This window comes from Alkalibacterium iburiense (genome assembly GCF_039521845.1).
GTDB lineage: Bacteria > Bacillota > Bacilli > Lactobacillales > Carnobacteriaceae_A > Alkalibacterium > Alkalibacterium iburiense.
The window spans coordinates 23,653-35,222 of sequence record NZ_BAAACW010000039.1 but is presented as its reverse complement, the minus strand read 5'-3'; the positions used below and the strand labels follow the sequence as shown (position 1 = coordinate 35,222).

Genomic DNA, 11,570 nt, shown 5'->3' with positions numbered 1-11,570 from the left:
GTTTTAGGGGAAGACAAATGTTAAAAAGAAAAATAATTGTGGCCACGGGTTTGATGCTTTTAACGGCCGCATGTACCGATGGAGAAGTGGATCAATTAGAAGAAAGTGGACAGGAAGAAGCAGGGAACGATACTGAAGGAAGTGATGGCGGGCTTAATTTAGAAGAAGGTGGAACCGACGAAGAGATGACTTCGGTAACTGCCGAAATGTATAATACAAATTCTGAAAGAGTGGGAACGGCTATCTTTGATGAAGGAGACGAAGGGGTCACGCTCACTTTAAACCTCGAAGACATCCCAGCTGGAGAATACGGGATGCATATCCATAAAGTAGGTCAGGCTACTCCTCCAAGCTTTGAGGACGCAGGAGGACACTTTAATCCAACTGATGCTGAGCATGGATTTGATAATGAAGCAGGTCATCATTTAGGTGATTTACCTAATTTAGAAGTACCTGAAAATGGCATAGTCAACTTGGTACTGGATATACCGGACGTGACTTTACTTCCGGATGAAGATTATACATTAGCTACTGAAGAAGGAACCTCACTCATCATTCATACAGAAGCGGATGATTATGAAACGGATCCATCAGGCGATTCTGGGGAACGCATGATTGGCGGAGTCATCTTTGCTCCACAAAATTAGCAGAATAAAGCCCACTCAACCGTGAATTGCTGGTGAGTGGGCTACATTTTTGCTTATTAACAGTGTTTAGTAACTACTTAAGCTAACTGAATTAATCTAAAGTGGTAGTTAACATCGTCTAGTTACTACTTTAGTAAATAGTTATTACTTAAAGTGGTTACTAACAGAGTTTAGTAACTACTTAAGCAAACTAAATTCGTTTAAAGTGGCAACTAAAACTGATAAATCACATGAGATTGAATTAACCTAAAAGTGTAATAAAAGGCTGTACATACTCAATTAAAGATACTCTAGTGCTATTGTTAAAGAAGAGGTTAGAGCTCCACCTATTATAAAATACATTACCATTTGTAAGGGGGTAAACCAGGGAATGTCAGCGAGCTTTCTCTCTTTGTCTAGACTACGGGAGAGAATGAAATAACCTACCCCGACTCCAATACCTAAAAGGGGTAACATGGATTGAACCTGTATAGGACGATACCACCCAAAAAGCAGTCCGATTATAAAGCCAAGTAATTGTAAGAGACGTCTTCTTGTTTTAGCAGACATATTTAAGCTCCTCAGTTGTGTTTTCCATAGTTTACCATATTTTTTCTATTGACTTAATTGCGAGCTTCCGTTAATCTGAAAGTAGTTCACAAGCAAGGAGTGTTTTTTAGGCCAATGAAAAATTAATCTCATTTTTTAGAAAATAGTAATCTAACGACTCAAGATGAATCGTTTATTTGGATTGCCATTTTCAGATAGAATGGGATTTTATAATTGAGGCCTAAGACATCTGTAGACTTTTTGTATACATTTTTCTGACCTTTTTATGCCCTCTATTCTATCTGATTGATGGAATAGGGGGTTTTTTAGATGAAAAAACTAACAATAAGGTAAAAATAACACTTATTGAAAGGATGAGAAAAATGGCTTTAGTGACATTACACAACGTTAAAAAAAGTTTCGGTGATCGATTATTGTTTGAGGTGGATCACTTGTCGGTTCATAAAGGGAATCGAATTGGATTGGTTGGAACAAATGGAAGTGGGAAAACCACCTTACTCAAACTGTTATCAGGTGAAATAGAACCAGATGAAGGAAGTCTGGAATCGCACGCATTGATTTCCTTTTTACCTCAGTTGAAAGAAAGCAGTCAAACAAAAAGTGGGGGAGAAGTAACAGCAGATTATGTCATTCAGGCTTTGAACGAAAAAAGTCAGGTACTGTTGGCAGATGAACCGACTACGCACCTGGATATGAATCACATTGAATGGGTAGAGAAAGCCTTTCTTAAATACCACGGTGCTTATATCGTTATATCTCATGACCGAGCTTTTCTGGATAATGTATGTGAGACGATTTGGGAGTTAGATAATCAAACTATTAAGATTTATTCAGGAAATTATTCGGATTATAAAGAAGAGAAAGAAAAAGAAAAACAGTTTCAACAAACAGAACATGAAAAATATATCAAAAAATCAAAACAACTGCAAGAGGCGAAGGTGATGAAAGCCAAACAGGCAAGAGATGCGACTAAAAGAAAAGTACCTGTAGGAGATTCTGAGTATAATTTAAAAGGAGCCAGTGATTATTTTCAAAGTAAAGCTAAAAAACTGCACAGTGTACAGAAATCAATCGAAACCCGATTAGATAAGCTTGAAAAAGTTGAAAAACCGAAAGAGGATGGAATCGTTAAAATGGAAGTGCCCGATAGCGAGATGATTCGTCAGCGCTTTATCATAAGAGGGTTTGATTTCGAAGGACATGTTCCAGGTAAACTATTATGGAAACCGGTGAATATCTCTTTAAAAGGAGGAGAAAAAGTCGGTTTAATAGGATCCAATGGAAGTGGAAAGACGACTCTGATCCGACAGTTATTATCTGGTCACCCTGATTTGGTTTTATCTCCAGCTATGAAAACAGGTTATTTTGCTCAAAATTTAAATACTCTGGATACAGATAAAAGTATTTTGGAAAATGTGTCGGAAGAAGCTGTACAGACAGAGACACTCATTAGAATTGTATTGGCTCAGCTCAGTTTTACTGGTGATGACGTCTTTAAAAAAGTGTCTGTTTTGAGTGGAGGCGAACGAGTCAAAGTATCTTTGGCAAAATTATTAGTAGGAGACTATAATACCTTGATTTTGGACGAACCAACAAACTTTTTAGACATTCAAGCAGTTGAAGCATTAGAAAACCTATTAAAAAACTACGATGGCACACTCATAGTCGTGTCCCATGATCGAGCGTTTATTTCTTCTATCGTTGATAAACTATGGATAATAGAAGAAACCAAACTGACTGAATGGAATGGAACGTATTCAGAATGGGAGCAATCATCCCATGACACATCATTAAATGAAAGAGAAGAAGAATTGATGCGCATAGAAAATCAGTTGACGTCTGTTTTAAGTGAATTGTCACTAAACCCATCTGAAGAAAAAGAAAAACAGTTCCAGGATTTATTAAATCGAAAGAGAATGTTAGAAAAGTAGAGTTAAAAAAAGACATGTCCTCAAACTGAGGACATGTCTTTTAAATAGTCTAATTAAAGTGTAGCTGGAGCGCCTGGTCCAAGTGGTAATCCTGTGAAGTACCAGATAACAAGCAAGATGGACCAAGTAATCAAGAATGCGATAGAATAAGATAGCATGGTGGAAACCAATGTTCCAATCCCACTCTTCTTGTCGTAACGCTGAGCGAAGACGATAATCATAGCAAAGTAACTCATCAGAGGTGAAATGATGTTAGTAGATGAGTCGGCAATACGGTAAGCCATCAATGTCATTTCAGGAGCAATATTTAACTCGAACAACATTGGAGCAAAGATAGGTGCCATGATGGCCCATTTAGCAGAAGCCGAACCAACGAACAAGTTGATGAAGGCTGTGACTATAATAAAGCCTAAAATAAGTGGCAAGCCAACAAATCCAATAGCATCTAATAAGTCAGCACCCGCAACAGAAAGAATTGTTCCTAAATTAGTATAAGAGAAGTAGTTAATGAATTGAGCAGCAAAAAATGCTAGAACTAAATAGCCACCCATTGAACTCATGGCTTCCGACATCCCTTTTACAAAATCATGCGACGATTTAATTTTACCTGTTGTACGTCCGTAAACGAATCCAGGTATGATGAACAGTAGGAAAATCATAAATAACAGACCTTGGGACAAGAAAGCATCCAGTGTCATTTGCCCGGTCTCTTCATTTAGTGCTCTAAATGGCGCATTTTCAGGAACCATTAAGAAAGCCATTATTCCAAGGAAGATTAGTAAAGCAATAAGCGCATTACGCATCCCTTTCTTTTCATCATCTGTAATAGGGTCTTCGTTTGGTTGGTAATCACCTGTGTACTCACCCAGTCTTGGTTCCACTATTTTATCAGTGACGTAAGCACCCACAATAGTTAACACAAAGGTTGAAACGATCATGAAGTACCAGTTGGCTGTTACGGCTGCTTCATAATTAATACCAGCTGATGCTAATGCTTCATTGGTTATCCCAACAAGTAAAGCATCTGTTGGACCAAAAATTAAGTTGGAAGAGAATCCTCCGGAAACTCCTGCGAAAGCTGCAGCTAAACCTGCAATAGGGTGACGTCCTGCAGCAGCAAAGACGATCGCACCTAAAGGAATAACGACAACATAACCAGCATCGGATGCGATATTAGAATTTATACCTGCAAACACAACAGCAGCGGTTAATAAGACGTTAGGAACATTATTTAATAATCTTTTTAAAGTAGTTCCAATTAATCCTGTCCATTCAGCTACCCCTACACCGAGCATTGCCACAAGCACGGTACCTAATGGGGCAAATCCTGTAAAGTTGCTGACGGCACTATTGAAAATATGTGCCAAACCGTCTCCAGTCATTAATGAAACAGCTTCAATTGTTATATCCTCATTTGCTCCTGCGTCAAAATAAGTTACTGTCACTCCTAAACGAGAAACAATTTCGGAAATGAGAATAATACCTAATGCTAATATAATAAACAGTACGACAGGGTGTGGTAACTTGTTTCCGACACGCTCAATCATACCGAAAAAGCCTTTTTGTGTATTCTTTTCAGAATCACTCATGTTAATTCCTCCTCGTATGTATTAAAAAACAATAAAATTCGTTAACAAGTAAATGTAAAATGACTGTTAAAACGATTAGAATTTTATTTATACGTTCTATATTTTAAACCAAATGATAGAGTGATTTCAACTCCTATTTAAAAATAAACAACTGACTGGTTATATTAGTTATTAGTTATTCTATTCATGTTTAAATTGTAATTTAGTGTGTTTCCTTCTATACTTATATAGATGAATGACAGTAAACGAGGGATGATGAAATGGCTCAATCTTATAAACAAAAACAAGTTGTTAGGTACTATATGTGTGATCGGACAAATAAACTTACACTTTCCATGTTAGTCAATGTACTACTGGAAATTTCAGGGCAACAATCTGCGCTACTCAATAGGGGAGAAGATTTTGTGAGAGCGATGGGACTTAGTTGGATTATCATCCACTATGATTTCGAAATAAGCCGTCTGCCTAAAGCAGAAGAAACAGTCGAAATCGAAACAATAGCTACGGAGTATAATAAATTATTTACATACCGGGACTTTTATGTAAGAGACAAAAATAATGAAGTGATTATAACGGTGAAAACAACTTTCGCATTGATGGATCTTGAAAAAAGAAAAATGGCTCGTCTACCTGAAATAGTCATAGAGCCTTATCAAGCTGAATTTTCTAAGAGAATTAGGCGAAATGTTAAAGCTCAGCCAGTAGAAAAAGAATCAGCTAGCCAAAAAGTTTTTGATGTCAGCTATTTTGATATTGACTCAAATAACCATGTCAATAATTCTCGGTACATTAACTGGGCGCTAGAAAGCTTGGATGAAGCCTTTTTATCCAATCATACAATTAAAAAGGGTGTCATTTCTTTTGAAAAAGAAGTGAAAGAAAATGAAACAGTGACCTCTTATTCTAATACATATGAGGAAGAAGAACTCATTACCACTCATCACTTGTCAGCGAATGGCATGACGAATTGTACAGCTACCTTTGTTTGGGATAGGAATAAGAAAGAAGGGTAATCATGGTTACGATTAACGATATTGCAAAAAAAGCTGGAGTAGCTAAGAGTACGGTTTCTCGTTACTTGAACAATGGATCAGTCAGTACTCAGACAAGAGAGAAAATAGACAAGATTATAAAAGAAACAGGCTATACGCCTAACACCTTTGCCCGCAGTCTCAAAGCGCAAAAAACAAATATGCTGGGTGTGATTATTCCCAGACTGAATTCTTCTTCAACCAACGAAGTGTTGGAAGGCATCGATGCGACAGCAAGAGAGCTGGGATACCAGTTGATTATAACGAATTCTGATCAGAATTTAGAAAGAGAACTGGAAAACATTCAAACCTTAGCGATTCAAAAAGTAGAAGGCATTATTATGCTTGCCAGACAAATTACGAAACAGCATATTGACTTGATTAATCAGGCTTCCCTGCCTTTTCTATTTATTGGACAAAAGGCAGGGACCATTCATAGTATGATTCACCAAGATTATGAAGCAGGCAAACAAATAGGAGAGTACGCCTTGGGGTTAGGTCACCGACACTTTTTATACGTAGGGGTGCCCGAGTACGACCAGGCCGTAGGTATTGACAGAAAAAAAGGCTTTTTGGATACATTGAAGAAAGAAAAGAGTTCAGAAGTAGAATACATTGAAACGACTTTTTCTCGAACTATCGCTTATGAAAAAGCACTAAAGTTTTTACCAGAGACGAAAGCAACATATATTGTGTGTGCAACTGATAATATTGCTGTAGCCGTATTAAAAGCAGCAAGTGAATTAGGCTATAGAGTGCCGGAAGATTTTTCCCTGTCAGGATTCGGTGGCTATGAAGCTACGAGTTATGTCACGCCGACTATTACAACCGTAAGTTATCCTTATAAGAGATTAGGAGAAGAATCAGTCAAAAAAATCGATTTGCTAATTAATAAAAAGACCGTTCCCATGTTGTCAGAATTAGGGAATGTATTAGAGGTTAAAGAATCGACAAAAGAATATAAAGAAAGTTGAGAAAGGGCTTTCTTTTTTCTTGCAAACGGCACCGGTTCCTGATATACTTTTTTTAGAATAGGATCCAGAAAACGGAACCAATAATTTTGAGAGGATGAAAAAAATGAAATATCAAGAGACAGTTGATGCCATAGTCGAGGCAGTCGGCGGAGAAGATAACATAAAAAACTTTGAGCATTGTGCCACTCGTATGCGCATTATTTTAAAAGATGACAGCAAAGTGGACAAAGCCAAAGCGGAAGAGGTGCCTGAATCAAGAGGGTATTTCTTTAATACTGGACAGCATCAGTTCATTTTTGGAACCGGTAAAGTTAATGCTGTACATGCTGATTTTGAAAAAGCAATGGGCGGCTCATCAACTAGCGACAGCAGTGGAGATTTTAAGGATGATGTGTATCAGAACTTGAATCCTCTGCAAAGATTAGTCCGAATATTAGCAGATATTCTTGTCCCGTTAATCCCGGCGTTAGTCACAACCGGTTTACTTATGGGAGTACGTGGCCTACTTCTTGAACTTGGCGTGCAGATGGATGAAAACTGGTTAGCTATATTTGAAATGCTGACAGATACAGCTTTTGCTTTCTTACCGGTGCTTATTACTTATAGTGCCACTCGTAAATTTGGTGGAAATGTGAGTATTGGTATCGTCGTTGGTTTAATGATGGTTGCACCACAACTGCCTAATGCATGGGCTGTTGCAAGTGGAGATGCAGCACCTATGACTTTACTTGGAATAGATGTGGTGGGCTATCAAGGTTCTGTTATACCTGCTATTGTTGCCGGTTATCTGATTTCTAAAATTGAAAAATGGCTACGTAAATTTGTTCCAGAAGTGATGGACTTAATTGTCACTCCATTCGTGTCTTTAGCTGTGACGATATTTGTTATGTTATTAGTATTAGGTCCCATTTTGCAAACACTGGAAAGTGGTGTATTAAACGGGATTGTCTGGTTAGTAGAAGCACCATTAGGTATTGGATACATTATTTACTCAGCCGTCCAGCAACTCATTGTTATTACTGGTCTGCACCACTCACTAAGTGTCATTGAATTAGGATTAATTAGTGATACAGGCTTTAACGTGTTAAACACACTTGGAACAGCATCGATGGCCGGTCAGTTTGGTGCGGCAATATCTGCAGCTTTATTAATGAATAATAAAGTTAAGCGGGCAAATGCCTTATCTTCAACTGTTTCAACACTGTTCGGAATTACTGAACCATTACTATTCGGTGTGAACTTAAGAGCTATCCGTGTCTTTGCTTCTGGTATGATAGGTGGAGCAGTCGGTGGATTTGTCACTTATCTCTTTGGCTTAGCGGCTACTGGATTGGGAATCACGTTTATCCCAGGTATTTTACTCTATACGCATAGTATCGCTGCCTTAATTCAGTATATTATTGTTATCGCTGCAGCATTTGCTGTCGCCTTTGTATTAGTCAGAGTTCAAAGCAAACCAATTAAGGAAGAGTTAAATGTCAAATAATAGATTAGGAAGATTTAAATGAGTGAATTATCAAGTCAATACTGGAAAGAACTAGCGGGGACTCAAGATGAATTAAAACAGAAAATTAAGCAGGATCCCTGGCGGTTAAACTTCCATTTAATGCCTGAAGCAGGCTGGTTAAATGATCCTAATGGATTGGTTCAGTTTAATGGCACCTATCATGTCTACCATCAATATGTACCGGACAATCCTAATGGAGGGCTAGTGCATTGGGGGCATAAGACTTCTAAAGACTTAGTTCATTTTGAAGATCAGGCTATTTTCTTGTCACCAGATCAACCCTATGATAAAGATGGGGTGTATTCTGGTAGTGCGTTTGTTAAAGATAATGCGATTCACTTTTTCTATACAGGCAACGTCAAACAGCCTGGTGAACATGATTATACCTTCAGTGGACGCGAGCAGAATACGGTTCATGTTGTAAGTAAAGATGGGTATACGATTGATTACCGAGAGGTTTGTATTCCGCATGAAGCTTATCCTGAAGGGTTTACCGATCATATTCGCGATCCAAAAGTATTTGAGAAAAATGGTCAATACTTCATGGTCTTAGGATCGCGTTCACTCGATCATCACGGGAAAATTCTACTTTATGTTTCTGATGATTTATATAACTGGGAGTATAAAGGTATCTTTTTAGAAGGAGACAGAGAAATGGGATATATGTATGAATGTCCTGATTTCTTTGAGACACCTGACGAAGATGTGATGCTATTTTCTCCCCAAGGTCTTAAAGCGACAAAGTATGAGTTTGAGAATGTTCATAATGCTGGGTACTATCTTGGTGAAACAGACTGGGAAAACAATCGATTTGTTCCACATACACCATTCAAAGAGTTGGACCGAGGTTTTGACTTTTATGCTCCTCAAACTTTTGAAGACGAGTCTGGCAGACGTCTATTAATTGGCTGGATGGGAATAGGCGACACGATGCCCGAATATTCTAATCCAACACCTGCTCGGGGCTGGCAGCATGCTCTGACCTTACCAAGAGAGTTAAGCATTGAAAATGGGCAGTTAATGCAGCGTCCATTAAAAGAGTATCAGAAAATCAGAAAGAACGAAGTTCAATCAATCATGGGAGCTGATTCAACTTTAGAATTCAACCAAACAGATACGTTTGAATTATTGGTTGAGATAAAAGAGTTAGAAGGACCATTAAATATGTATTTGAAAGAAGATACCACCCTTTCTTATGAGAACAATGTATTCAGTTTCAATCATGGTGTGTCTGGTTATGGGCGCTCGACTCGTTCCATTCAGCTGGAGGAGTTAAAGACTATTCATTTATTTGTGGACACATCGTCTATTGAGATTTTTATAAATGATGGCGAATATGTCATGACCTCTCGCGTGTATCCTAAAAAGCTTCGAGACACTGTTTTAATAAAAGGTAAAGCGGATCTTCTAGCAACAAAATGGGAATTAAGTAAATAATTGAGAAGGGCAGTCTATCCATAAGGAGCAGGCTGTCTTTTTTTACTTTATAAAAAGGCTTTCCCTTCATTCAAATTGAAAGTACTGTGAGCCCTGATATAAAAAAACGGAAGCCCCATTTTTAAAGGGAGGCTTCCGTTAGAGTTATATCAGTCATAAGGCCAATTTTGAGCCGTTTTTATTTTCAACTTATTTTAAAAACAAATCGTGTATGGCGTCTTCTGATAGAGATTGTTCTAATAAAACAAGTAGCTTGATGCGGGCTTTTAGACCAGTCAAACCAGGAGCGAAAATCACTCCTAATTGTTTCAAATGCTTTCCTCCGCCGGTATAAGCGTAAATATCTTGAGCAATACCATTAAATGCTCGGGAAGTCATGACGACAGGAATATTATTATCAAGTAATTTTTTGAGCCCCGGTAACGTTTCAGGAGGTAAATTGCCCGCACCCAGTGCTTCTATAACTAAGCCTTCGATTTGAGCTTCTGCCAAAGCATCCAGCAATGTGCTGTCCATACCGGCATAAGCCTTCACCAAAGATACCTTCTTTGTTATCTTTTCTAAAGGATACGTTTCATTAAAGACTAATTTTTGAAAGAAACGCACTTCTGCCTTAGAAACAATGCCAATAGGACCAAAGGTAGGTGTTCTGAAGGTCGCGACATTTGTCGTGTGCGTTTTCGTCACGTAACGCGCGGTATGAATTTCTTCGTTCATAACCACTAAGACCCCTTTATCTTTCGCTTCAGGAGCCAAGGCAGTCCATATAGCGCTTTGGAGATTGCGAACGCCGTCTGACCCTATTTCGTCAATCGGACGCATGGCGCCGGTTAAGACGACTGGAAATGGGGCATCTGTTGTTAAATCTAAGAAATAGGCTGTTTCCTCCAAGGTGTCTGTTCCATGAGTTAACACAACCCCATCATATAAATCTTCTTCTATTGCTTGATTAATCCGCTGCTGAATCTGATACATTTCTTTTATAGTGACATGAGGAGAAGGGAGTTGGAAAATGTCTTCTTCTATAATCTCAAGGTTCTCTTCAAATAAATGATTGTATTCATGTAACGGGTGTTCCGCACTGGGTTTGACAGCACCTGTCCGATGATCTGTACTCATGGAAATGGTACCACCGGTATGGATGAGTAATATTCTTTTCAAATAATAGCCTCCTTCATATTAGGTGAAAAATGGGTTGGTCTGTTTTTCATGACCGATGGTTGAATCCATTCCATGTCCAGGATAAATGACATAATCATCAGATAAAACAAACAACTCTTTTTCAATACTTGGTATTAATTTTTCCGGTTCACTGCCTATTAAGTCCGTACGGCCTACACTGCCTCTAAATAAGGCATCACCTGTTATGACAAATCGGTCGTCGTGAAAAATGAAGCTGACTCCTCCGGGCGAGTGACCAGGTGTCGCCACCACGTCAAACGTAAACGGTCCAATCGTCAAGGTTTGAGTCGGCTCAAACTGGTACTCAGCCTGGTTTGCTTTAATAGGGAAAGGTTTATTCGCTGATGCATTAAGAACAGGATCGGATAGCCATTCTTGTTCTAATGGACTGACGTATACTGGAATGTCATAATCGACCCGGATGTCCTCAAGTGAACCGATATGGTCAAAGTGAGTATGAGTTAGAAGAACGGCTAGGGGTCTCACTTCCAAAGCTTCTAGTTCATTTTTTATTTTACTCGTTTCATCACCCGGATCGACAATAAGGGCGTCCTGGTCTTTATAAATAATATAACAGTTTTCTTGAATTAAACCTGTTACGACTTGTTTAACTTGAATCATTTAAGTGCCTCCTTTGTATTCACTTAATAGTATAACTGATTCAGAGAAATCTGTCGAAAGATGAATGAGGGTGTGGTACGATAGGATTACTTTGAAAGAGGA

Annotated in this window: 10 protein-coding genes; 6 read left to right on the top strand and 4 right to left on the bottom strand. The window is 38.4% G+C overall.

Annotation, left to right across the window (positions count from 1 at the left end):
• Positions 1 to 17 precede the first annotated feature (17 nt).
• The gene (locus tag ABDZ53_RS03225; protein WP_343753920.1) at positions 18 to 647 is read left to right on the top strand and encodes a superoxide dismutase family protein; all 630 of its coding nucleotides are present in this window, start codon (positions 18 to 20) and stop codon (positions 645 to 647) included.
• A 279-nt stretch (positions 648 to 926) separates the two neighbouring features.
• Here the strand turns inward: ABDZ53_RS03225 and ABDZ53_RS03220 are convergent, their stop codons facing one another.
• Complete coding sequence (locus ABDZ53_RS03220) at positions 927 to 1,196, bottom strand: hypothetical protein (RefSeq protein ID WP_343753918.1); 270 nt, start codon at positions 1,194 to 1,196, stop codon at positions 927 to 929.
• Positions 1,197 to 1,558: 362 nt separating this feature from the next.
• On the opposite strand from ABDZ53_RS03220, the gene abc-f reads away from it, so the two are divergent.
• Entirely contained in the window at positions 1,559 to 3,127 is a 1,569-nt protein-coding gene (gene abc-f, locus ABDZ53_RS03215; RefSeq protein ID WP_343753916.1) for a ribosomal protection-like ABC-F family protein, read from the top strand.
• 53 nt (positions 3,128 to 3,180) lie between these two features.
• Here abc-f and ABDZ53_RS03210 read toward each other — a convergent pair whose 3' ends face one another.
• Positions 3,181 to 4,716, bottom strand: coding sequence for an AbgT family transporter (locus ABDZ53_RS03210; protein WP_343753914.1), 1,536 nt, complete (start codon positions 4,714 to 4,716; stop codon positions 3,181 to 3,183).
• Positions 4,717 to 4,976: 260 nt separating this feature from the next.
• Between ABDZ53_RS03210 and ABDZ53_RS03205 the strand changes: the two genes are divergently transcribed.
• The 4 genes from ABDZ53_RS03205 to ABDZ53_RS03190 all read left to right on the top strand — a co-directional run bounded on the left by ABDZ53_RS03205 (position 4,977) and on the right by ABDZ53_RS03190 (position 9,665).
• Complete coding sequence (locus ABDZ53_RS03205; RefSeq protein ID WP_343753912.1) at positions 4,977 to 5,729, top strand: acyl-[acyl-carrier-protein] thioesterase; 753 nt, start codon at positions 4,977 to 4,979, stop codon at positions 5,727 to 5,729.
• Between the two features lie 2 nt (positions 5,730 to 5,731).
• A complete protein-coding gene (locus ABDZ53_RS03200) occupies positions 5,732 to 6,721 on the top strand; it encodes a LacI family DNA-binding transcriptional regulator (RefSeq protein ID WP_343753910.1) in 990 nt (329 codons plus the stop codon).
• 103 nt (positions 6,722 to 6,824) lie between these two features.
• A complete protein-coding gene (locus tag ABDZ53_RS03195) occupies positions 6,825 to 8,207 on the top strand; it encodes a PTS transporter subunit EIIC (RefSeq protein ID WP_343753908.1) in 1,383 nt (460 codons plus the stop codon).
• 18 nt (positions 8,208 to 8,225) lie between these two features.
• Positions 8,226 to 9,665, top strand: coding sequence for a glycoside hydrolase family 32 protein (locus ABDZ53_RS03190; RefSeq protein WP_343753906.1), 1,440 nt, complete (start codon positions 8,226 to 8,228; stop codon positions 9,663 to 9,665).
• Between the two features lie 189 nt (positions 9,666 to 9,854).
• On the opposite strand, the gene ABDZ53_RS03185 is transcribed toward ABDZ53_RS03190, so the two are convergent.
• Positions 9,855 to 10,826: an asparaginase gene (locus tag ABDZ53_RS03185; RefSeq protein WP_343753904.1), complete on the bottom strand. Its 972-nt coding sequence runs from the start codon at positions 10,824 to 10,826 to the stop codon at positions 9,855 to 9,857.
• Between the two features lie 18 nt (positions 10,827 to 10,844).
• Positions 10,845 to 11,465, bottom strand: a complete 621-nt coding sequence (locus ABDZ53_RS03180) for an MBL fold metallo-hydrolase (RefSeq protein ID WP_343753982.1) — start codon at positions 11,463 to 11,465, stop codon at positions 10,845 to 10,847.
• Between the last annotated feature and the right edge of the window lie 105 nt (positions 11,466 to 11,570).

Excerpts from the sequence above, each read along its gene's own strand:
- ABDZ53_RS03225 (WP_343753920.1), top strand. The coding sequence starts at position 18 with ATGTTAAAAAGAAAAATAATTGTGGCCACGGGTTTGATGCTTTTAACG.
- ABDZ53_RS03220 (WP_343753918.1), bottom strand. The coding sequence starts at position 1,196 with ATGTCTGCTAAAACAAGAAGACGTCTCTTACAATTACTTGGCTTTATA.
- abc-f (WP_343753916.1), top strand. The coding sequence starts at position 1,559 with ATGGCTTTAGTGACATTACACAACGTTAAAAAAAGTTTCGGTGATCGA.
- ABDZ53_RS03210 (WP_343753914.1), bottom strand. The coding sequence starts at position 4,716 with ATGAGTGATTCTGAAAAGAATACACAAAAAGGCTTTTTCGGTATGATT.
- ABDZ53_RS03205 (WP_343753912.1), top strand. The coding sequence starts at position 4,977 with ATGGCTCAATCTTATAAACAAAAACAAGTTGTTAGGTACTATATGTGT.
- ABDZ53_RS03200 (WP_343753910.1), top strand. The coding sequence starts at position 5,732 with ATGGTTACGATTAACGATATTGCAAAAAAAGCTGGAGTAGCTAAGAGT.
- ABDZ53_RS03195 (WP_343753908.1), top strand. The coding sequence starts at position 6,825 with ATGAAATATCAAGAGACAGTTGATGCCATAGTCGAGGCAGTCGGCGGA.
- ABDZ53_RS03190 (WP_343753906.1), top strand. The coding sequence starts at position 8,226 with ATGAGTGAATTATCAAGTCAATACTGGAAAGAACTAGCGGGGACTCAA.